The organism is Microbacterium sp. PI-SA-G, assembly GCF_057215335.1.
The window spans coordinates 671,111-692,754 of sequence record NZ_CM170103.1; the positions used below are offsets into that span (position 1 = coordinate 671,111).

The following is a 21,644-nucleotide window of genomic DNA, read 5'->3' on the forward strand; positions in this document are numbered from 1 at the left end:
GCGCGAGGCGCGGTCACACGCCCCAGGGAAGCCGGTGGACAGCGCCGAACGCCTCCTGCAGGAGCGCCTCAGGGCTGCCCCGCCCCGCGCCCTGCTCGGCCCACACCCGCAACGACGTCATGACCGCAGCCGCGTAGGCCGCCCCGAGGATGTCGGAGCGTACGAGATCGATGCCGGTCGACACGGCGGCGTCCGAGATGGCGGCGGCGAGGCGAGCCTGCCGGAGTCCCGTGTCGCCGAGCAGCTCCTGCTCCAGACCCATCGCGTCGGCATTGCGCAGCGCGAGAGCGAGAGGATCCGGCGCGAAGTCGCGGACGATGCCGATCAGTGCTTCACGCACCGACGCCCCGTCGGCGTTCGGGCCGAAAGCCTGCAGCGCGGCGACGGCCGACCCGATGCGCTCGTCCATTGCCGACCACAGTACGTCGCTCTTGGACGTGAAGTAGTTGAAGAAGCTGGAGCGGCTGACTCCGGCGCGCTGGGTGATGTCGGCGATCGACGTCGCGTCGTATCCGCGCTCCAGGAACAGCTCGCAGGCAGCTTCGGCCAGCGTCTCGCGCGACGACGCCTTGGGGCGCCCTGCGCGACCGGTCATGCTCATCCCCTCACGCTACCGTGCGTGCGCATCACGCGCCCAGACTGCGTCGGAGGAGTATTGTTGGACCCACTCCATCTACCGCTGACAGCGAGAGAAGCGCATGCTCGACATCCTCACACCCGGACTCGCGCCGCACTGCGTTCCGTACACCGAAGGCTGGGAACTGCAGAGGCGCATCCATGCCGACGTCGTCGACGGCACGAGACCCGACACCCTGATCCTGCTCGAACACGAGGCGGTGTACACCGCCGGAAAGCGAACGGAGCCGCACGAGCGTCCGCAGGACGGCACACCGGTGATCGACGTCGATCGCGGTGGGAAGATCACCTGGCACGGGCCGGGTCAGCTCGTGGGGTATCCCATCGTCCGTCTCCCCCAGCCGATGGACGTCGTCGCGCACGTGCGCCGACTGGAGCGACTGCTGATCGACATCCTGCGCCCGCTCGGGGTGGACGGCTATCAGGTCGACGGCCGCAGCGGGGTCTGGGTCCGTCGACCTCTCTCCGAGGACAAGGTCGCCGCGATCGGAGTGCGCGTCCAGCAGGGCGTCACCATGCACGGCTTCGCCCTCAACTGCGACAACACCCTCGCCGGATTCCGTGGCATCATCCCCTGCGGCATCACCGACGCAGGCGTCACGACGGTGAGCGAGATCGTCGGAGCCCACCTTTCCCCCGCCGACATCGCCGAACGCGTGGCGACGGCCTTCGCCGACGAGTACGAAGGAGCCACCGCATGACTGCCGCACCCGAGGGACGCAAGCTGTTGCGTCTGGAGATCCGCAACGCCGAGACGCCCATCGAGCGCAAACCCGAGTGGATCAAGACCAAGGCGAAGATGGGCCCGGAATACACCGCGTTGCACTCACTGGTGAAGACCGAGGACCTGCACACGGTGTGCCAGGAGGCGGGGTGTCCCAATATCTTCGAGTGCTGGGAAGACCGCGAGGCGACCTTCCTGATCGGAGGATCGCAGTGCACACGGCGCTGCGACTTCTGCCAGATCGACACCGGCAAGCCTGACGCGTACGACACCGACGAGCCCCGCCGCGTCGCGGAGAGCGTGGCGCGCATGAACCTGCGCTACGCGACCGTGACCAGCGTCGCGCGCGACGACCTTCCCGATACCGGTGCCTGGCTGAACGCCGAGACCGTCCGGAAGATCCACGAACTGAATCCCAACACCGGAGTCGAGCTGCTGGCGAACGAGCACAACGCCGACCCGGCCTTCCTGGGCCAGATCTTCGATGCCCGCCCCGAGGTGTTCGCGCACAACGTCGAGACAGTGCCGCGCATCTTCAAGCGGATCCGACCGGCCTTCCGCTACGAGCGCTCGCTGGACGTGCTGACGCAGGGACGCAACGCCGGACTCATCACCAAGTCGAACCTCATCCTGGGCATGGGCGAGGAGCCGGAGGAGGTCGTTCAGGCGCTGCAGGATCTGCACGACGCGGGATGCGACATCATCACCATCACGCAGTACCTGCGCCCCTCGCCCCGTCACTTTCCGGTGGCGCGGTGGGTCAAGCCCACGGAGTTCGTCGAGTTCAAGGAGGAGGCGGAGCGCATCGGCTTCCTCGGAGTCCTCGCCGGTCCCCTGGTGCGATCGTCCTATCGCGCCGGACGACTGTGGGCGCAGTCCATGCGGTCGAAGGGCCGCGACATCCCGCCGCACCTCGCGCACATCGCGGAGAGCGCCGACCTCGGCTTCGCGCAGGCGGTGTGACCGGGGTCAGTCCGCACTCATGACGGACTGCACGCCGCCGTCCGAACCCAGGTTCACCAGCAGCACGTCATCGGTCGTCGCTCCGTCGAGCGCGTACTCGAGGACGGCGAACGGCTCCGAGCCGCCGTGCTCGTCGGCGAGGATCGTCATGCTCATGAATCGCATGGATCGGATGATGTCGACCGCCGGGTCGCCGGAGACATCGACCAGGACCTCTTCCAGCTCATCGCCGTAGGCCTCCTGCTGCTGCAGGATGTACTCGGTGACCTCGCTGGTGCGATCGTCGACCTCGGCGAGCATCCCGCGGCGGGCTGTGTCGTCGACACTCTCGATCCCGGCGATCAGCGATGCGGCGATGTCGAGCGCGTCGGACGAGACGTCGTCCTGATCCGGAGCGGTGAGATCCACGGTGACGCTCTGATCGCCGAGTTCCACTGTCTCCGACCAGAAGATGGAGCCGTCGGGTCCTGACGAGAGAAGCCCGAAGTAGTCGTGTTCGATCGCCATAACGCTATGAAACCAGCCCTGTGCCCACGGCGGTACCCCCGTCGTCAACCGACAAGGGACTGCACGAACACGTGAGGGGTGAATCCGGTGAGGTCGTCGATGCCTTCGCCCTGTCCGAGAAGCTTGACCGGGATGCCGGTGCGCTCCTGCACGGCGAGAACGAAGCCGCCCTTCGCGGAGCCGTCGAGCTTGGTGAGCACCAGGCCCGTGACGCCGGCGTGCTGCAGGAAGGACTCGGCTTGGAGCACGCCGTTCTGCCCGGTGGTGGCATCGAGGACCAGCAGCACCTCGCTGATGGGCGCCTGCTTCTCGATCACGCGACGGATCTTGCCGAGCTCGTCCATCAGGCCGCCCTTGGTGTGCAGACGGCCGGCGGTGTCGATGATGGCGATCTCTATACCCTCGCGCTTGGCGTATTCGACGGTCTGGAAGGCGACGGACGCCGGGTCCTGACCCTCCTGCTGCGGCCGTACGATCGCGGCGCCGCCACGCTGAGCCCAGGTGGCGAGCTGGTCGACGGCCGCCGCACGGAAGGTGTCGGCCGCGCCCACGACCACGCTTCGCTGGAAGCCGCGGAGGAACTTGGTGAACTTGCCGATGGTGGTGGTCTTTCCCACCCCGTTCACACCGACCACGAGGACCACAGCGGGCCGCTCGGTCAGCTTCAGCGTGGTGTCGAACTTCGCGAAGTGCTCTTCCAGGGTTTCGCGGAGCATTCGCTGCAGATCTCGCGGATCGGTCGTGCGGTAGCGCTCGACCTTGGCGCGGAGTTCGTCGACCACGCGCTCGCTGATGTCTGGACCGAAGTCCGCCGTGATCAGTGCGGTCTCGAGGTCCTCCCACGTGGTCTCGTCGATCGTGGGCTTGACGAACATGCCGCGCAGTGCGCGACCGAGGGACCAGGACTTCTCCGCCATACCCCCAGCCTACGGGGCCGCCTACGGGGCCGGTGCCACGACGCCGCGCAGGGCGGCGGACCTCAGCCTGCAGCTGCCGCGACCCGATCGCCGACCCGCTGCCCCACCACCGCCGAGACGCCGTCCTGACGCATCGAGACGCCGTACAGGGCGTCGGCGATCTCCATCGTGCGCTTCTGGTGCGTGATCACGAGCAGCTGTGAACTCTCACGCAGCTGCTCGAACACGGTGAGCAGTCGGCCGAGGTTCGCGTCGTCGAGCGCGGCCTCCACCTCATCGAGGATGTAGAACGGGCTGGGGCGGGCCTTGAAGATCGCCACCAGCAGCGCCACGGCCGCGAGTGAGCGCTCCCCGCCCGACAGCAGAGACAGGCGTTCGATCTTCTTTCCCACGGGGCGCACCGAGACCTCGATCCCGGTGGTCAGCATGTTCTCGGGGTCGGTGAGCGAGATGCTTCCGGTCCCTCCGGGGAAGAGAAGCGGGAAGACCTCGCCGAACGCCTCCTTCGTGTCCTCGAAGGCGCTGGCGAAGATCGTCTGCATGCGCTCGTCGAGGTCCGCGATGATGGTCAGCAGATCCTGTCGCGTCTGAGTGAGGTCGGTCAGCTGCTCAGTGAGGAACGCGTGACGCTGCTCGAGTGCGGCGTATTCCTCCAGGGCGAGCGGATTGACGCGTCCGAGCTGCGCGAGCTTGCGTTCGGCGTCTGCGAGTCGCCGCTGCTGAATACGCCGGTCGAAGGGGATCGCCGTGTCGTCAAGCGCGCCGTCGTCCTGATCTGCGCTCGGGTCACGAGGAACCGGCTGATCGGGACCATATTCCGCAACGAGAATATCTTCGTCGAGCGCAAGTTCGGAGGACACCCGCTCCAGCAGGCTGTTGAGATGCAGCTTCTTCTCGTGGATCTGGAGTTCGAGGCCGTGCACACTCTCGGTCAGACCCGCCAGGCGCTCCCGCAGAGACGTCTCCTGGGCACGGAACGCGGTGAGCTCCTCGTTCTGGGCTGACCGCGCCGCTTCTGCTTCCGCCAGGGCGACCCGCGCCTCTGTCACCGAGCGATCGATCGAGTCGAGGATCCGCGGCAGTTCGGCCGCCACGCTCGCGGCCGACTCGCGCTGAGCGCGCCGGATCACGGCCCTGCGCGCGGCCTCGGCGGCAGCATCCCGCTCCTGCTCCCGCTGCCGCTCGAGTGCTGCGACCCGGGCCTGGCCCGCGCGGACGCGCTCGCGCAGTGTCTCGATCTCGAGCCGTGCGCGAACCTCGGACTCGCGCGCGGCGTCGAGCGCCTCGAGGAGCCCGTCGCGCGCCGACGCGTCGAGCACCGGGCGCGGTGCGGCGACCGCGTCATCGACGGCTCTGCGGGTCGACTGCGCCTTCTCTTCAGCCTCGGCGACCGCCGCCTGCGCCTGCGCGAGGCCGCTCTCCAGTCGCTCGCACTCCGCGACGGCCGCCTCGTGCTGCACCGTGATCCGGTTCACCTGCTCGGCGTGGCTGGCCAGCGCAGCGTCGTGCTCCCGCAGCTCGCGGAGTGCATCCTTGGCACGTCGGCGACTGGTCTCGACGACCTCGTTCGCCTCTTCCCGCGCCTCGCGGAGCGAGTCGACCACCACCTGGATCTCGGCCAGACGTTCGGTCGCCGCGTCACGCTCCGCCGCGAGCTCAAGTCGCGAACGCTCGCCGCCCGAACCGGTGCGCAAAGTCTGTGCTGTGATCACGTCGCCCGTGACCGTGACGATCGTGGTCGTCGTATCGCCCATCGTGTCGAGGGTTGCACGGGCAGCCCGTGCCGCGTCGAGGTCGTCAGCGATCAGCACGTGCGCGAGGATCCCGAGCACCCCCGGCGGCGCCGTGACGGCGTCCATCGCCGGAGTCACGCCCGAAAGCTGCGGGAGCACGACCGACGGGCGCGCGGCGTCGGCGACCACGAAGTCCACCACTCCCCTGCGCGCATCGGCCGCTTCCTGCGCGAGCGCGAACGCATCGCGTGATGTGTCCACGAGGACACCCTCGGTGAGCGGCCCCAGCACAGCCGCCACCGCCGCTTCGAAGCCGGAGCGCACCTGGACGGCATCGCCGACGAGTCCCCGCACCCCCGCGGCGCCCGAGCTCACGACCTCCGCGGCGCCGCCCGACAGCGCCAGCGCACTGCTGAGCGCCGACGCCTTCGCGGTGAGCGAGTCCGCTTCTCGTTCCGCAGCGTGCAGCCGCTCCCGCAGCGCCTCGCGTTCCGTCTCGGCAGACGTCGCCGCACGCTGCGCGGCCTCATATGCTGCGGCATGCTCGGCGGCGGATCCGTCCGGCGCCTCGGCATCATCGATCGATTCGAGCGCCTCGGTGGCATCGCGCCGTCGCGCTTCGGCGGCTTCGAGCGCGTTCTCCTGACGCAGCACGGCGCCACGCACGGCGGCGAGAGCGGATGCTGCGGCGTCGGCGGTGCCGCGCAGCGTCGAGACGTGCATGTCGTACTGCGACACCAGCGCGCTCTGCTCCGCGATGTCGACGTCGAGAGTGTCGAGCTCGGCGCGAGCGTGGATGACCTCGCGGCTGGCCGCGGCCGCTGCATCCTGCGCATCGCCCAGGCCGGCGGAGATCTCGGTGATCTCATCCTTCGCCTCGTCGATCGTGGCCTGCGTGACCGTGACCGCGGTGACCGCTGCGTCGTCCTCCTCCGAACCGAGCAGCGCGAGCCGCTGGTTCGCGAGCGTGTACAGCCCGCGCATCCGCTCCTGGGCCTGTTCGAGCCCGAAGGCGACGCTGCGCGCGCGATCCACACCGACCGAGTTCTGCTGCTGCTCGAGTCGTGCGATGCCGGCTCGCACCGCGTCGGCCTGGTCCGAGAGCACCAGTCGCTCGGTGTGCCGCTCGTGCTCCGTGCGGGTGTGGTCGGCGAGAGCGGTCCGCAGCGCCACGACGTCGTCGGCGAAGATGCGCGCCTTCGCGTCGCGCACCACCGCGGCGATCCCCTGCGCCTCGCGCGCGATCTCCGCCTGGCGGCCAAGCGGCTTCAACTGCCGTCGGATCTCGCCGGCGAGATCGCTGAGGCGGGTGAGGTTCGACTCCATCGCGGTGAGCTTGCGCAGGGTCTTCTCTTTGCGGCGTCGGTGCTTGAGGATCCCGGCGGCTTCCTCGATGAAGCCGCGACGATCCTCGGGGAAGCCTGCAGAACGGTGTCGAGGCGCCCCTGTCCGACGATGACGTGCATCTCGCGGCCGAGACCGGAGTCGCTGAGCAGCTCCTGCACGTCGAGCAGACGACAGCTCTCGCCATTGATCGCGTACTCGCTGGATCCGCTGCGGAACAGCGTGCGGCTGATCGTGACCTCGGCGTAGTCGATCGGGAGAGCACCGTCGGCATTGTCGATCGTCAGCTGCACCTCCGCGCGCCCCAGAGGGCCACGGGTCGAGGTGCCGGCGAAGATGACGTCCTCCATTTTGCCGCCGCGGAGCGTCTTGGCCCCCTGCTCGCCCATCACCCAGGCGAGGCCGTCGACGACGTTGGACTTGCCCGAGCCGTTCGGGCCGACGATGCACGTGACACCCGGCTCGAAGACGAAGCTGGTCGGCTGCGCGAAGGACTTGAAGCCTTTGAGCGTCAGGCTCTTCAGATGCATGCGCACGCCGATCGTCGGGGGAGAATCACGCCTGAACGCTACCGGAATTCCGCGCCAGCACTGGCATCCCGCGCGGTTCAGAGCCAAAACAACGACGCTCGCGACACGCCGAGCGCAATCCGATGCTTGACGTTTGCTCTGAACTCTCGCTACCGTTGGCCACCGGATCGCCACACGAAAGGAGGTTACCGATGATCACTCAGCTGAACGCACAGGCCACTGGCCTCGCCGCGCCCGCGCACTCTGCGCCGCGCCTTGCGCCCTCGGTAGCCGCCGGCGACCGTCTCCTCACGCGCGATTAGACCCTTGTCGATGTCCCTCCCCCGTCGGGGATCGGACACTGCTCGGTCATGCCGCCACTCGACCGCCTGATCATCTGATCGGCGTCTGCGCCGCATCGGCATCCGCCGCGTCGCGCACCCGGTCGCACCTCACCGCGACCCTCCGTCGAGCGACTCCCCCGGAGTCTCGCCTCGACATCGTCATCGCACACTTCGTGTCAAAGGACCCACCGTGAATACCACGCTGCCTCTCAGCGCCATCCGCCCGCCCGATACCAAGGACCGAGAGGTCCTCCACATCCCCGCCCCCGCCGAGCTACGCGAACTCGCGTTCGCGGACCGACTCTCCTTCCGCATCGGCCTCTGGCTGCTGCACCGCGCACAGCGTCCTCACCGGCGTCGTGCTCGGATCGAGATCGATCCGATCCTGCTCCGCGACCGCGCGATGAACCCGCGCGATGCCCTCGCCCTCCAGACCTTCGACCTGCACCGGCAGATGCGTTGATCGGGATGCGCAACGGCACTCGCCGCGACACCGATGTCCCGTCCCGTCGCGTCCGCCTGCACTCTTCACAGGTGAGACGCGGCGGGACTCACCACCCGCCGCACACGACGGCACTGGCAAGAAGGAACTGACATGACCGACGCCGATCTGACGATCGCGCCCCTGATCGTGCCCAGCTCGCTCGACGCCGCGGACGCCGCGGACTTCGTCGCGTTCGGGGCCTTGAACCGCCTGGTCTGCGACGAGGAGACCGGCCTCCCGGATCTCGCGCCCACCGCGGCACAGATGCTGCGCTCGTGGCAGGACACGAGCGATTCGCTGCACACCGGATTCGTCGCTCGGCGCGGCGACGAGATCGTGGGGATGGCCTCCGCGGCGTATGCCCAGGAGGCCGGGTCACGGGCGGCCGAGTTCGACATCCTGGTACCGGCGGCGAACGTCGGCACGGGCGTCGACGAACGACTGCTGCACGCGGTCGAGGACGACGCGCGACGTCGTGCTCGCGACGTGCTGCAGACATGGACGCTGCACCGCGCCGGGTCCGTCGACGAGATGCTCGTTCCGAAGACCGGATGGGGAAGGATTCCCGGCACCGCGCTGTCGTCTCTGCTCATCGCTCACGGCTACGTGCTGGAACAGGTGGAGCGCAACAGCGAACTCGACCTGGCGGATGTGGCCGTGCAGGAGACACTGCGGCAGTCGCTCGATGCGGCGACCGAGATCGCCGGGCCGGACTACCGCGAGGTGTCCTGGGTGCTTCCGACGCCCCCGGAGCGGCGCGCGGGGTACGCGGGGGTGCTCGCGCGACTGACCACCGATGCTCCCAGCGGCGAGATGGAGTTCGACGCGGAGGTGTGGGATGCCGCGCGCGTCGTCCGCCGCGACGAGCGCATGACCAGCGCAGGGCAACTCGTCTCGGTGTCAGCGATCGAGCATGTGCCGTCAGGGGATCTGATCGCCTACAACGAGCTGCTGATCGGTGCGGACCGCTCGGGAGTGACCCATCAGTTCGGCACTCTGGTGGCGCAGGCACACCGCGGCCACCGCCTGGGGATGATCGTGAAATGCGCGAATCTGCTGCGCTGGCGCGAGCTGGTTCCCGGATCGACGCGGGTCTCGACGTTCAACGCCGAGGAGAACCGGCCGATGCTCGACATCAACGAGGCGCTGGGGTTCCGCCCGGTCTCGTACGCCGGTGCCTGGCAGAAGAAGCTGTGACAGCACGCGCGTCGTGACGGGGTGCGGCGCCGAACTCATCCTCGAGGATGACGCCGGCGCCGCACTGTCACTCGCCGGAGCGATGACGTCGGATCGCGCTCGGGCGAGGCTGGAGACATGAACATTCCCGTCATCGAAGCCCATGCCCTCATGAAGTCCTTCGGCGCGACCCGAGCCCTCGCCGGTGTCGATCTCGCGATCGCGCGTGGAGAATCCGTGGCGATCATGGGTGCCTCCGGCTCCGGCAAGACGACCCTGCTGCATGTGCTGGCCGGCATCACCGCGCCGGACTCGGGAGCGGTGACCTTCCGACCCGCCCAGGGCGCCCCGATCGAGGTCACCGAACTCAGTGAAGTCGGCAGGTCACGGCTTCGACGCGAACGCTTCGGCTTCGTCTTCCAGCAGGGCCTTCTCATTCCGGAACTCACCGCCGTCGAGAACGTCGCCCTCGCGAGCATGATCAACGGCGTGGCGCGCAAGGACGCCCTCCCGCACGCAGCTTCGTGGCTCACGGCACTCGGACTCGCCGGCATGGAGGATCGTCGGATCGGCGAGCTCTCGGGCGGCCAGGCCCAGCGTGTCGCGATCGCCCGCGCACAGGCGACAGGCGCGGAACTCGTCTTCGCGGACGAGCCGACCGGAGCACTCGACTCGCAGACGTCGTCCGAGGTGATGGACGCACTGCTGTGGTCGACCACCGGCCAGGGGCGCACTCTCATCGTGGTCACACACGATGCCGACGTCGCCGCGCGCTGCACACGCACCGTCGCCGTCCGCGACGGTCGCATCATCTCGGCGGCGGTGTCAGCATGAACCGGCATGTTCTCGCCCTGCTCCTGCGTCCCGGGTCCGGCCAACGCAGCCTGATCGCCCTGCCGATCATCGGCTTCGGCGTGGTGACGGCGCTCGTGCTCACCGTCATCGGCGGCGCGCAATCGTTCTGGGCGTGGACCGACGACATGGCGCCGGTCTATCAGGCGCTCGCCGCCCTCGCACTCGTGCTGCTGGTGGTCCCGCTGATGTCGCTCGGTGGTGCCGCCGCTCGGCTCTCGGCGCGGCGCCGCGACGAGCGACTATCGACACTTCGCCTTCTCGGTGTGTCTCCTGCAGGCGTCACCGTGGCGACCGTGGTGGAGTCCGTTCTGCTCGCCGGCGCGGGAGCGTCGGCCGGGCTTCTCGGCTACCTTGCATCGACCCCGCTGATCGGACTGATCCCCTTTCGTGGCGAGGCGCTGGGCTTCTCCGCTGTGCTTCTCTCCCCTGCGATCGTCGTCATGATCATCGTCGGTGTCCTCGCTGTCGCGGCGATCAGTGCGATGGTGGGTCTGCGTCAGGTCGTGATCTCGCCGCTGGGCGTCCGCATGCGCACCACGGTGTCGAAGGTGCACTGGATCCGCGCCGTGATCGCCCTCCTCGTTCTGGCGATCGCGTTCGGGGTGATCTCCGTGTTCCCTTCGGTGGCGGCCTTCGTCGCCACCGTGGCGGTGCTCTGCGGCATGTTCGCCGCCGGCCTCGCCGTCCTGAACCTCGTGGGACCGTGGGTGCTCCGTGTCACGGCATCCGGTCAGCTGCGTCGGGCAGAACGTCCCGAGCGCCTGCTCGCCGCGCGCCTCGTGCTGGACTCGCCGAAGGCGGCGTGGCGACAGATCGGCGGCGTCGCCATGACCAGCTTCATCGCGGTGTTCGCGGGCACCGGAGTCTCGCTGTTGACCGTGATGGGGGCATCTGACGCCGATGCTGAGCTCGCGGTCGACATGCGAACGGGCCTGATCATCACTCTCGTCGGGTCTTTCCTGATGGTGGCCGCGTCCGTCGGCGTCAACCAGGCATCGGACGTGCTCGACCAGCAGGAGCTCCACCGGAGCCTGCATCATCTCGGCATGCCACTCGATACCGTCGACCGCGCACGGCGGAGAGCGATCATGTCACCTCTGCTGATCACGGCGCTCGGTTCGTCGGTCTGCGCCGGGGTGCTGGTGCTCCCGCTGATGGGTCTGGCGGTAATCACTGCCCCCGCATCGATCCTCACCATCGCCGCCGTCGTGGCTCTCGGCATCGGCATCGTGTGGCTGACGACGCGAGCGACACGACCGCTGCTGGCGCGATCCTTCGCCGCGGCGTGATGGATCAGCGAACGCGTCGCTGGCAGCGCGGACAGTAGTGGCTCGACCGGTTCATGAACGCCTCGCGTCGGATCGCTGTACCGCAGCGGGGGCAGGGCTTGCCACCGCGGCCGTACGCATTGAGCGAATGAGCGAAGTAGCCGGCCTGTCCGTTCACGTTCACGTACTGTGCGTCAAAGCTGGTGCCGCCCTCGGCCAACGCCTTGACGAGCACCGCCCGCACTTCTGCGAGAAGTCGCCGCACAGCCTGGGTCGAGAGCGACGATGCCGGCGTCTCGGGGTGGATGCGAGAGGCCCAGAGCGACTCGTCGGCGTAGATGTTGCCGATGCCGCTGATCACCCCCTGGTCGAGCAGCACACGCTTGATCGCGCTGCCGCGCCGGGCCAGATCGACTCGGAACTGCTGGTCGTCGAACAGCACGTCGAGAGGATCTCGGGCGATGTGGGTCACCTGCGAGGGAATGAGGGAGGCGCCGTCGACCACGAGAGCGTCAACCGCCAGCGATCCGAACGTGCGTTGGTCGGCGAACACCACCGCCAGTTCGCCGTGGGTGGGATGCTCGAGGTTGATCCGCACCCGCTCGTGCCGTTCGGGCGGAGCATCGGGCGCGCGCAGCAGCATCTGCCCGCTCATGCCCAGATGCGCGATCAACGCGGAGTCATCGGTGTCGAGCGGTAGCCAGAGGAACTTGCCGCGACGCGACGCTCCCGTGAACGAGCGCCCTTCGAGCCGCGCGACGAAGTCGGCGGCGCCCGGTGTGTGACGGGTCAGTGCGCGCTCATCGAAGACGCTGACCGCGGTGATGACCGAGTCGACCGCCGCGGGCGCCAGTCCGGCACGGACGACCTCGACCTCGGGAAGCTCAGGCACGCTCGCTGAGCATGCGCCAGGCGCTGAGTGCAGCGGCCATCTCGGCCGTCTTCTTGCTGCTGCCGACACCGCGCATGCGCACGTCGCCCACGATCACCGTCGCCGTGAACCGGCGATCGTGATCCGGGCCGCTGGCCTCGATGAGGTACTCCGGCGGGCTCGATCCCACACGGGCCGCGAGTTCCTGCAGGCTCGTCTTCGGGTCCATCGCGGCGCCGTAGCGCTCGGGGTCCGCGAGCAGCGGTGCGGTCAGGCGAAGCACGAGATCGGTCGCGGCCTCAGGGCCGGCGGAGAGATACGTCGCTCCGATGACGGCTTCCATCGTGTCGGCCAGGATGGAGTCCTTGTCGCGACCGCCGGTCTGTTCCTCGCCACGACCCAGCAGCAGATGACTGCCGAGGTCTATGCCGCGCGCCACCTCTGCGAGAGCGATGGTCGACACCACGCTCGCCCGCCGCTTGGCCAGCTGGCCTTCGGACAGATCGGGGTGCGTGGTGAACAGCATTACCGTGACGGCCTGCCCGAGGACGGAGTCGCCCAGGAACTCGAGGCGCTCGTTGTGCGGAAGGCCCCCGTGCTCGTACGCGTACGAGCGATGAGTCAGCGCCAACTCCAGAAGCTCCGCGTCGATCTCGACGCGGAGCTTTTCTGGGAGAGGTCGCGTCCCCCCGGGGACCTCCGTCACAGTCTTAGCTCGAGGCTCAGACGTCGGCGACCTTGCGACCCTTGTACTCGAGGAACAGCTCGGTGCCCTGCGAGTCGGTGACGACCTTCGCCTGGTGAGGACGGCTGTAGACGGTCTGGCCGTTCTCGATCGTCTTCACGAGGGCGATGGGCGCCGCCTTCCACTGCGCGCGGCGCGACCGGGTGTTCGAACGGGATACCTTGCGCTTCGGGGGGTTACCAGCCATGACTAGCTCTCTTCTTTCTCGGCGGCACGCGATTCTCCGGTGCCGTCTTGGTCTGTGATCTGTTGCAGCGCGCTCCACCGAGGATCGATGGGAGCCGCCTGCTCCTTGTCGGTGCTCACGGCCAGTCGTTCACCCGTCTGCGGGTCGAGACCCGGGCAATCCGGCTGGCACACCGGCTGAAAAGGAAGCGACAAAACAGTCGCATCCCTGACCAGAGTTTCAAGATCCACGTGGTCGTCTTGAACCTCGAAGTCAGTTTCTTCCTCACCAGGATACGCGAAAAGCTCCTGGAACTCGACTTCGACGGGCCGAACGATGTCGATCAGGCATCTTCCGCACACGCCGGAGTACTCTCCGTCGACCGTTCCGGTGACGAGAATGCCCTCGTGGACGGACTCGAGTCGCACGTCGAGATCGAGCTGGCTGCCTGCGTCGAGGGCCACGATCCCCTCGCCCCAGGCTTCGGGAAGGGTGACCGAGAACTCATGCTCGCGCATCTCGCCCGGACGCCGGACGATGTCGCGGGCGGGCAGGACGAAAGGGCCGTTCAGTCGGGAGCGCACCCGTCAATCGTACCGGCTCCTCCTGAACGCGGCATCAGTACGCCCGCCGCCGACTCGCTCGGTCAGATGCCGCGCGACCCGGTGTCGAGGAATGCCGCCACCGCGGGCGGGACGAACGGTGACACGTCGCCGCCGAGCGAGGCGACCTGACGCACGAGCGAGCTGGACACCATTGCGTGGGCCGGGTCGGGCAGCAGGAACACGGTCTCGATGTCGGCGAGGTGGCGGTTGACGATCGCCATCGGTGACTCATAGGCGACGTCGATCTGCGAGCGGATGCCCTTGACCAGGACCCCGGCGTTCACGTCACGGGCGTAGTCGACCAGGAGACCCATGCTCCAGGAGCCGATCACGATGTTGCCGGCCATGCCGTCATCGGCGATCGAGCGCTCGAGCAGGGTGAGGCGCTGCGCGATCGGCAGCATCGCCTCTTTGCCCGGATTGTGCACCACCAGTACGTGCAGCTCGTCGAAGAGACTGGCCGCTCGGCGGATCACATCCAGGTGGCCCAGAGTGGGCGGATCGAAGGAACCCGGGACGACGGCGATCCTGCTGCTCATGATCCCACCCTAGGGCACGCCGCGAATGAGCACGCTGAGCGCGAGGCGGCATCAGTTCTTGGCGAGGGCCGCGCGATCGGCGTCGGTGACGCGACGACCGATGACCTCGCGGAGGCCGTCGTGCCGGGCGAGGTCGGGATCGTCGGCGAGGATCTGCTCGGCGATGTCGCGGGCCTGCGCGATGAGCCCCGCGTCCTTCACGACCCGCAGGAGCTTGAGGGAGGAGCGGACACCCGCCTGCGCGGCGCCGAGCACGTCTCCCTCACCGCGGAGCTCGAGATCGACCTCCGCCAACGCGAAGCCGTCGAGAGTGGCGGCGACGGCATCGACACGCTCGCGCGCCACCGAGCCGGCCTCGGCCTCGGTCACGAGCAGACACAGCCCTGGAACGCCGCCTCGGCCGACACGGCCGCGGAGCTGATGCAGCTGCGAGACACCGAAGCGGTCGGCGTCGAGGACGATCATGGTCGAGGCGTTGGGCACGTCGACACCGACTTCGATCACGGTCGTGGCGACCAGCAGGTCGATCTCTCCGCGGGCGAATGCCTGCATCACGGCATCCTTCTCGTCGGAGGGCATGCGCCCATGCAGCACGGCGCGGCGGACACCGCCGAGAGTGGGGTGCGTCGCGAGCACCTCGTCGAGTTGCACGACACCCCAGCGCGGGCCGTTCCCCCCTTCGGGTGCCAGGGTCGGTGCGGGTGAGGCCGGTTCGGCCGCCTCCGCCGCCTTCTTCGTCGTGTCGATGGCCGCGCACACGGCGAAGACCTGCCGGCCCTGGGCGATCTCTTCGGCGGCGCGCTCCCAGACGCGGTTGAACCAGCCGGGATGCTCGGCGAGAGGAGCGACGAAGGACTCGATGCCGGCGCGACCAGCCGGCATGGTACGGATGACCGAGGTGTCGAGGTCGCCGAACACCGTCATCGCCACGGTGCGCGGGATCGGCGTGGCCGTCAGCACCAGGGCGTGCGGGCTGGACCCCTTGGCTCGCAGGGCCTCGCGCTGCTCGACCCCGAAGCGATGCTGCTCGTCGACGACGACGAGTCCCAGATCGGCGAACGTGGTCTTCTCCCCCAGCAGCGCATGGGTCCCGACCACGATCAGCGCCTGCCCCGAGGCCACGCGCAGCGCCGCCCGACGCCGGTCCGCCGCGGGCATCTGGCCGGTCAGCAGCGTCGGCATGACGAGCGGGGCGAGTTCCGGGCCGAGCATCTTCGTGATCGAGCGCAGGTGCTGACCCGCCAGCACCTCGGTCGGCGCGATGAGCGCCGCCTGCCCGCCGCTCTCGGCGACCTGCAGCATCGCACGCAGGGCGACGAGGGTCTTGCCCGAGCCGACCTCGCCCTGGACCAGCCGGTTCATGGGCCAGTCCCCCACCAGATCGACGGCGATCTGCGCCCCCACCGTCTCCTGGTCGGGGGTGAGCGTGTAGGGAAGCGTCGCGTCGAAACGCTCGAGGAGTCCGCCCGGCGTCGCCGCGCGCGGAGTGGCCGAGAGTGCGCGCACCGCGCTGCGCTGCTGCAGGAGCGCCGTCTGCAGCGTGAGCGCCTCATGCATGCGCAGCGTGCGTACGGCCGGGTCGATGTCGTTCTTGGTGCGGGGGCGATGGATGTGCTCGAGGGCGACCGCTGCGGTCAGAAGCTCCTCGCGCTCACGCACCGACTCGGGGAGCGGATCGGGAATGGCCGCGAGGTCGTCGAGCACGCGGCCGATGAGCCGGGCAATCTGCCAGGTCTGAAGAGCCGACGTCGCCGGATAGATCGGGATCGGCACCGCGGACCGTGCGTCGGCTCGGCGACGCGCTGAGTCCTCGTCGTCGAAGAGCTCGTATTCGGGATGGGCGAACTGGGTGACGTTGTTGAACATCCCCACCTTGCCCGAGAACACACCGCGACGGCCGACCGCGAGGTCCTTCGACCGCCACTCGGCCGCACCGGCGTTCTTCACGAAGAAGGTCAGCGACATGCGCCCGATGCCGTCGCCGATCACGACGTCGACCATCGCTCCCGGCCGGTTGCGCATGCGGCGGAAGCTCGAGGACAACACTTCGGCGACGATGGTGACGGTCTCGCCGAGAGGCAGATCGCGGATGGGCGTCAGCTCGCCCGGATCGGCGTATCGCCGCGGATAGTGCGAGAGCAGGTCGCCGACCGTGGCCATGCCGAAGGCGCGGTCGAGCGACTTGGCGGAGGCCGCACCCAGGGCTTCCTCGATCGACGAATCCAGCGTGAGCGACATGCTCCGAGTCTAGGGAACCCCGCCGACACCCCGATCGCCCGGCGGTGGGTATCGTGGTCGAGTGACTAGGATCATCTCCGGCCGTGCCGGCGGGGCGCGCCTCGACGTCCCCAGCGCCGGTACCCGACCCACGAGCGACCGCGTGCGGGAGTCGCTGTTCGGCTCGCTGGAGTCCGCCGATGCCATCGCGGGAGCCCGCGTGCTCGACCTGTACGCGGGCTCCGGCGCACTCGGTCTCGAGTCGCTCAGTCGCGGCGCCGTGAGCGTCGAGCTGGTCGAGAGCGGTCGGGCCGCGGCGGCCGTCATCCGGCGGAACATCGCGAGCGTGCAACGGGCCGGGGTGACGTCGTCTGCGCGTCTGCACGAGAGCTCCGTACGCGCATATCTGCAGCGAGCCGCCGGCCCCTTCGACCTCGTGTTCACCGATCCTCCGTACGATCTCGAGGATGCGGCGATGGACGACGATCTGCGGCTCCTGGCGCCGCTGCTCGCCCCCGATGCCCTGGTGGTCATCGAGCGGGCCAAGCGGTCGAAGGCCCCGGCGCTCGTTTCGGCGGGTCTCGAACTGATCCGAGAGAAGAACTACGGCGACACGACGCTCTGGTGGGCGAGCCCGCCCGCCGAGACCGCGGACGAGACAGATCAGCCCGCGGCCGAATCCCAGTCGCGGTAGGGATCCCATCCGGCGGCATCCACCGGTCGATCGTCGCAGACCAGCTCGCACTGACCGCGCTCGCGCACCACACCGATCACGCGGAACCCGGGTGCGAGCACGTCGGGCGGGAAGGTCGCCAGCAGCGCGTGGTCCTCACCACCGGCCAGAGCGAGGTCGGGGTCAGGGCCGAGCGCTGCGCGGTCGAGCGCGATCGTGATCCCCGACGCGTCAGCGAGCCGACGCGCGTCGAGCGCGAGCCCGTCGGAGATGTCCATCATCGCCGTCGCGCCGGCGGTCGCCGCAACCGGACCGAGACCGATCGGCGGCGACGGCCGCAGCTGCGCCGAGAGCGCGCCGCGCTCCCCCGCCGCGAGCTGCGATGCGTCGACCGGCACGGGTGCCCCGTCGGCGTCGGTGAATCGTCCGAACAGGATGGACAGTCCTCGTGCCGCGTGCCCGAGCTCGCCGGCCACCGCCACGACGTCGCCGACACGGGCCCCGGAGCGCGTGACGGCGCGCCGACCTCCGAGGTCACCCAGCGCCGTCACCGCGACGGTGAGGACGTCAGACGTGGTCAGGTCGCCACCGACGACGGCGCAGCCCGGCGCGAGAGCGGCGCACGCTTCACGGAAGCCGTCCGCCAGCCTCTCGACGAACGACAGCCGCAGGTCGCGAGGGATCGCCAGCGCGACGAGCAGCGCCGTGGGCGTGGCACCCATCGCCGCGATGTCGGCGAGGTTGACGGCGGCGGACTTCCAGCCCAGGTCGTATCCGCTCGTCCACGCCAGACGGAAGTCCGGGCCGTGCACGAGGGTGTCCGTCGTCGCCACCACCGTGCCCGAGGGAGCAGCGATCACCGCGGCGTCGTCGCCCGGGCCGATCAGCGTGTGCGTCGCCTGCGCGGTGCGCGACAGGATCGCCTGCAGGATGCGCCCCTCGGAGAGATCTCCCAGGCGCGGGTCATCGGCTTCGGGTCGGGAGGACATGCTGTCAAAGGTAGCCTGTAAGCATGCTTCGTCCTCGCCGTCTCGCAGCCGCCGCCGGCGCGGTGATCGCGGCCGCTCTGCTGTCCGGCTGCTCGACCACCGTGCACCTCGAGCCCGCCGAGGACGCGAATGATCCGGGATGCGCGACGGTGGCGGTTTTGCTGCCCGACAACGTCGGAGGCTTCGAGCGGGTGTGGACCGATGCCCAGGCGACCGGCGCATGGGGCGACCCGACGATCGCACTGCGCTGCGGCGTGGAGCCCCCGGCCCCCTCCGCCCTGGTGTGCACCACGCTCGGCGGCGTCGACTGGCTGGTGCTGGAGCAGGAGCAGAACCGGCAGCGCCTGGTGACCTATGGCCGCGAGCCCGCGATCGAGGTGACGATCAAGCGCGGCGAGGAGATCGACTTCGCCACGATCGTCGACTCGCTCTCGTCGAACATCCAGGCAGGGCTCGCCCCCGCCACCGCGAAGTGCACCGACCGCGTGGACGCGCCCGCGAGCTGAGCGTCAGCGTCGCAGGCCGGCTTCGATCAGCTCGGAGATCAGCTCGCCGTAGCCGAGCCCGGAGGCGACCCAGCACTTCGGGAACATCGAGATCGGTGTGAACCCCGGCATCGTGTTGAGCTCGTTCACGACGAGGTCACCCGCCGTTGTCAGGAACATGTCGACGCGGGCGAGACCGCGCCCGTCGACCGCCTCGAAGGCACGCACACCGATGTCCTGGATGGCGGCCACCTCGGCGTCGGACAGATCCGCAGGACAGACCACGTCGACGCCGTCGCCCCCGAGGTACTTGCCCTCGAAGTCGTAGAAGCCGCGCGAGGTCAGCACGATCTCGCCCGGGAGCGAGGCGCGCGTACCGTCGGCACTCTCGAGGATCGCGACCTCGATCTCGCGTCCGATCACACCCGTCTCGATCAGCACCTTCTCGTCCTCGAAGAAGGCCAGAGCCAGAGCGGCATCGAGGTCCTCGGGCGCGTCGACCTTCGAGACGCCGACGCTGGAACCCGCGCGTGCGGGCTTCACGAACAGCGGCAGGCCGAGATCGGCGACCGCGGAGCGCACCGATGTAGCGTCCGCCTGCCACTGCCGACTCCGCACGGTCACCCACGGCGCCACGGCGATTCCCGCGGCCTGCAGGGCGATCTTCATGAAGTGCTTGTCCATGCAGAGCGCCGAGTCGAGCACGCCGCCTCCGGCGTACGGGATCTCGAGGGTGTCGAAGTACCCCTGGATGGTGCCGTCCTCGCCGTGCGTGCCGTGCAGGATCGGCAGCACGATGTCGATCTCACCGAGGTCCTCGAGCGAACCGTCGGCGCGCACCACCCGCAGCGTCCGGTCGCCGCCGGGCTCCGGCCAGCGCACCCTGCTGCCGTTGTCGACGACCTCCGGGAGGTGCTCGGCGTCGAGGGGGAACTTCGCCGGGTCGTCGTCCTCCAGGACGAACGCGCCTTCGCGCGTGATCCCCACCGGGATCACCGCGTAACGGTCGCGGTCAATCGCGCCCAGCACGCCCCCCGCCGTGGCGGAACTGATCGAATGCTCGCTGGAGCGCCCTCCGAAGAGCACCACCACCGTCTGCTTGTCCATGGTTGGTCCTCTCCCCTTGCGGGGTGTCGTCGTCGGTGGTCAGGTGGGGTGCGATGTCGCGGGGGTCCATCTTCCCGTCGAGCACCATCTTCACCTGTTCGACGATGGGCATGTGCACGTCGGATTCGCGAGCCAGCTGCAGGATCGGCGCGACGGAGGCGAGCCCCTCGGCGGTCTGCTGCATCTGCTTCACGACATCCTGGAAGCTGTATCCCTGTCCGAGCAGACGCCCCGCCGTGTTGTTGCGGCTGAGCGGCGACTGGCAGGTGGCGATCAGGTCGCCCAGACCGGCCAGACCCTGCAGCGTCTCGGGATGCGCGCCGTTGGCGACCGCGAAGTCGGTCATCTCGACGAGGCCCCGCGTGATGATCGAGGCCTTGGTGTTCTCGCCGTAGCCGACGCCGTCGACGATGCCGATGGCCACCGCGATCAGGTTCTTCAGGACGCCGCCGAACTCGGTTCCGATCACGTCGGTGTTGACGAACGTGCGGAAGTAGCTGTTGCGGGCGGCGCGGGCGACGATCTCGGCCGTCTCCTGGCTGCGCGAGGAGATGACGGCGGCGGTCGGCTGCTCGCGGGCGATCTCGAGCGCGAGGTTCGGACCGGAGGCGACGGCGATGCGGTCAGGGTCGCAGCGCAGCTCCTGGTGGATCACCTGGCTCATGCGCAGACCCGTGGTGCGCTCGACGCCCTTCATCAGGCTGATGATCTTGGCGTCGGTGTCGACCAGCAACGGGCGGAGCGCCTTCAGGTTCTCGCGCAGGGACTGGCTCGGCACCGAGAGATACACCTGCTCCGCACCCTGCAGAGCGGTGGCGAGCTCGTGCGTCGCGGCCATCGAGCGCGGCAGATTGATCCCCGGCAGGTACCGGGAGTTGCGCTTCGCCTCGTCGATCTCGTGCGCGAGTTCGGCGCGACGGGCCCACATCGTCACCTGCGCGCCGCCGTCGGCGAGGATCTTGCCGAACGTCGTCCCCCAGCTGCCGGCACCGATCACGGTCACCCGCGGACCGGTCGCGACGGTTCTCTTAGGAGTCAAGGCGACCCGTCTCCTTCTGGCCGTGGGTCGAGGGGTTCCAGCGTTCAGCGGGAGCCTTCTCGCCGCGGAGCTCCTCGAGCAGCTCGGTGATGGCGTTCATCAGACGGGTGGTGGCCTCGTTGAGCGCCGCCTGCTCCCCGGCGCGTCCGCGCAGGTCCGAGACGTCCACGGGGTCGCCCACCAGCACACGGACGGGCTTGCGCAGCGGCCACAGGCTGAGGCCCTTCTGATACCGCCTCATGATCTCCTGCGTTCCCCACTGGGCCATCGGGATCAGCGGGATGCCGTCGGCCAGCGCCAGACGCACGGCGCCCGACTTGCCACGCATCGGCCACAGCTCGGGATCACGGGTGAGCGTGCCCTCGGGGTAGACGATCACGCCGCGTCCGTGCTCGACGAGAGCCTCGGACTGCTTCATCGTGAGCTTCGCCGAGGCGGCCGAGGAGGTGCGCGCCACGGGGATCATGCCCGTGCGGGTGAGAAACCATCCGAGGACGGGGACCTTGAACAGGCTTTCCTTCGCCATGAACCGCGGCGCGCGGCCGATGCGCCAGACGGCGAGTGCCACGATCAGCGGATCGAACTCCGAGTAGTGGTTCGGCGCGAGGACGAATGCTCCCTCGCGCGGAAGCTTCTCGGCACCCGTGATGCGGATCTTCGCGAGCAGCGAGATCAACGGCACGGCGACAGCGGCGAGCGGCCAGAAGACGCTCGGTCGCGTCGTCTCCGGTGACCTGGCACCCATGCC

The 21,644-nt window shown here is 68.9% G+C and carries 21 protein-coding genes and 1 pseudogene; 8 read left to right on the forward strand and 14 right to left on the reverse strand.

The window, feature by feature from the left end; all coding sequences use genetic code 11:
- Positions 1-13: 13 nt before the first annotated feature.
- Positions 14-595, reverse strand: coding sequence for a TetR/AcrR family transcriptional regulator (locus AC2D10_RS03450; RefSeq protein ID WP_484710471.1), 582 nt, complete (start codon positions 593-595; stop codon positions 14-16).
- A gap of 103 nt (positions 596-698) precedes the next feature.
- On the opposite strand from AC2D10_RS03450, the gene lipB reads away from it, so the two are divergent.
- Positions 699-1,337, forward strand: coding sequence for a lipoyl(octanoyl) transferase LipB (gene lipB / locus AC2D10_RS03455; RefSeq protein WP_484710472.1), 639 nt, complete (start codon positions 699-701; stop codon positions 1,335-1,337).
- A complete protein-coding gene (lipA, locus tag AC2D10_RS03460; RefSeq protein WP_484710473.1) occupies positions 1,334-2,323 on the forward strand; it encodes a lipoyl synthase in 990 nt (329 codons plus the stop codon). The genes lipB and lipA overlap by 4 nt, the downstream gene beginning before the upstream one ends.
- A gap of 6 nt (positions 2,324-2,329) precedes the next feature.
- Here lipA and AC2D10_RS03465 read toward each other — a convergent pair whose 3' ends face one another.
- From AC2D10_RS03465 to smc, 3 genes and pseudogenes are all read right to left on the reverse strand, one after another.
- Complete coding sequence (locus AC2D10_RS03465) at positions 2,330-2,830, reverse strand: DUF2004 domain-containing protein (protein WP_484710475.1); 501 nt, start codon at positions 2,828-2,830, stop codon at positions 2,330-2,332.
- A 44-nt stretch (positions 2,831-2,874) separates the two neighbouring features.
- Positions 2,875-3,747, reverse strand: a complete 873-nt coding sequence (gene ftsY / locus AC2D10_RS03470) for a signal recognition particle-docking protein FtsY (protein WP_484710476.1) — start codon at positions 3,745-3,747, stop codon at positions 2,875-2,877.
- Positions 3,748-3,809: 62 nt separating this feature from the next.
- Positions 3,810-7,354, reverse strand: a pseudogene (gene smc, locus AC2D10_RS03475) (chromosome segregation protein SMC).
- 513 nt (positions 7,355-7,867) lie between these two features.
- Between smc and AC2D10_RS03480 the strand changes: the two are divergent.
- The 4 genes from AC2D10_RS03480 to AC2D10_RS03495 all read left to right on the forward strand — a co-directional run bounded on the left by AC2D10_RS03480 (position 7,868) and on the right by AC2D10_RS03495 (position 11,481).
- Complete coding sequence (locus AC2D10_RS03480; protein WP_484710478.1) at positions 7,868-8,140, forward strand: hypothetical protein; 273 nt, start codon at positions 7,868-7,870, stop codon at positions 8,138-8,140.
- A 132-nt stretch (positions 8,141-8,272) separates the two neighbouring features.
- Positions 8,273-9,358 (forward strand): GNAT family N-acetyltransferase, encoded by a 1,086-nt coding sequence (locus AC2D10_RS03485; RefSeq protein WP_484710479.1) that lies wholly within the window; start codon positions 8,273-8,275, stop codon positions 9,356-9,358.
- Positions 9,359-9,475: 117 nt separating this feature from the next.
- On the forward strand, positions 9,476-10,171 hold the full coding sequence (locus AC2D10_RS03490) for an ABC transporter ATP-binding protein (RefSeq protein ID WP_484710480.1): 696 nt from the start codon (positions 9,476-9,478) through the stop codon (positions 10,169-10,171).
- Positions 10,168-11,481: a permease gene (locus AC2D10_RS03495; protein WP_484710481.1), complete on the forward strand. Its 1,314-nt coding sequence runs from the start codon at positions 10,168-10,170 to the stop codon at positions 11,479-11,481. The genes AC2D10_RS03490 and AC2D10_RS03495 overlap by 4 nt, the downstream gene beginning before the upstream one ends.
- 4 nt (positions 11,482-11,485) lie before the next feature.
- On the opposite strand, the gene mutM is transcribed toward AC2D10_RS03495, so the two are convergent.
- From mutM to AC2D10_RS03525, 6 genes are all read right to left on the reverse strand, one after another.
- Positions 11,486-12,352, reverse strand: a complete 867-nt coding sequence (mutM, locus tag AC2D10_RS03500) for a bifunctional DNA-formamidopyrimidine glycosylase/DNA-(apurinic or apyrimidinic site) lyase (protein WP_484710482.1) — start codon at positions 12,350-12,352, stop codon at positions 11,486-11,488.
- Positions 12,345-13,037, reverse strand: coding sequence for a ribonuclease III (gene rnc / locus AC2D10_RS03505; RefSeq protein WP_484710483.1), 693 nt, complete (start codon positions 13,035-13,037; stop codon positions 12,345-12,347). Before rnc ends, mutM begins: the two co-directional genes overlap by 8 nt.
- A 16-nt stretch (positions 13,038-13,053) precedes the next feature.
- Positions 13,054-13,263 (reverse strand): 50S ribosomal protein L32, encoded by a 210-nt coding sequence (gene rpmF, locus AC2D10_RS03510; protein WP_102191973.1) that lies wholly within the window; start codon positions 13,261-13,263, stop codon positions 13,054-13,056.
- A 2-nt stretch (positions 13,264-13,265) separates the two neighbouring features.
- Positions 13,266-13,814: a YceD family protein gene (locus AC2D10_RS03515; RefSeq protein ID WP_484711799.1), complete on the reverse strand. Its 549-nt coding sequence runs from the start codon at positions 13,812-13,814 to the stop codon at positions 13,266-13,268.
- Positions 13,815-13,888: 74 nt separating this feature from the next.
- Complete coding sequence (coaD, locus tag AC2D10_RS03520) at positions 13,889-14,386, reverse strand: pantetheine-phosphate adenylyltransferase (protein ID WP_484710484.1); 498 nt, start codon at positions 14,384-14,386, stop codon at positions 13,889-13,891.
- 51 nt (positions 14,387-14,437) lie between these two features.
- Entirely contained in the window at positions 14,438-16,624 is a 2,187-nt protein-coding gene (locus tag AC2D10_RS03525; RefSeq protein ID WP_484710485.1) for an ATP-dependent DNA helicase RecG, read from the reverse strand.
- A 61-nt stretch (positions 16,625-16,685) separates the two neighbouring features.
- On the opposite strand from AC2D10_RS03525, the gene rsmD reads away from it, so the two are divergent.
- Positions 16,686-17,297, forward strand: coding sequence for a 16S rRNA (guanine(966)-N(2))-methyltransferase RsmD (rsmD, locus tag AC2D10_RS03530; protein WP_484710486.1), 612 nt, complete (start codon positions 16,686-16,688; stop codon positions 17,295-17,297).
- Here the strand turns inward: rsmD and thiL are convergent.
- Positions 17,267-18,265, reverse strand: a complete 999-nt coding sequence (gene thiL, locus AC2D10_RS03535) for a thiamine-phosphate kinase (RefSeq protein ID WP_484710488.1) — start codon at positions 18,263-18,265, stop codon at positions 17,267-17,269. The genes rsmD and thiL overlap by 31 nt on opposite strands.
- Positions 18,266-18,288: 23 nt before the next feature.
- Here thiL and AC2D10_RS03540 point away from each other — a divergent pair, with 23 nt between their 5' ends.
- Positions 18,289-18,771, forward strand: coding sequence for a DUF3515 family protein (locus AC2D10_RS03540; RefSeq protein WP_484710489.1), 483 nt, complete (start codon positions 18,289-18,291; stop codon positions 18,769-18,771).
- Positions 18,772-18,774: 3 nt separating this feature from the next.
- Here AC2D10_RS03540 and AC2D10_RS03545 read toward each other — a convergent pair whose 3' ends face one another.
- The 3 genes from AC2D10_RS03545 to AC2D10_RS03555 are packed head-to-tail and all read right to left on the reverse strand — an operon-like array spanning position 18,775 to position 21,641.
- Positions 18,775-19,857: a D-alanine--D-alanine ligase family protein gene (locus tag AC2D10_RS03545; RefSeq protein WP_484710491.1), complete on the reverse strand. Its 1,083-nt coding sequence runs from the start codon at positions 19,855-19,857 to the stop codon at positions 18,775-18,777.
- The gene (locus tag AC2D10_RS03550) at positions 19,763-20,896 is read right to left on the reverse strand and encodes an NAD(P)H-dependent glycerol-3-phosphate dehydrogenase (protein WP_484710492.1); all 1,134 of its coding nucleotides are present in this window, start codon (positions 20,894-20,896) and stop codon (positions 19,763-19,765) included. Before AC2D10_RS03550 ends, AC2D10_RS03545 begins: the two co-directional genes overlap by 95 nt.
- A complete protein-coding gene (locus tag AC2D10_RS03555) occupies positions 20,886-21,641 on the reverse strand; it encodes a lysophospholipid acyltransferase family protein (protein WP_484710493.1) in 756 nt (251 codons plus the stop codon). The genes AC2D10_RS03550 and AC2D10_RS03555 overlap by 11 nt, the downstream gene beginning before the upstream one ends.
- Positions 21,642-21,644: the final 3 nt, after the last annotated feature.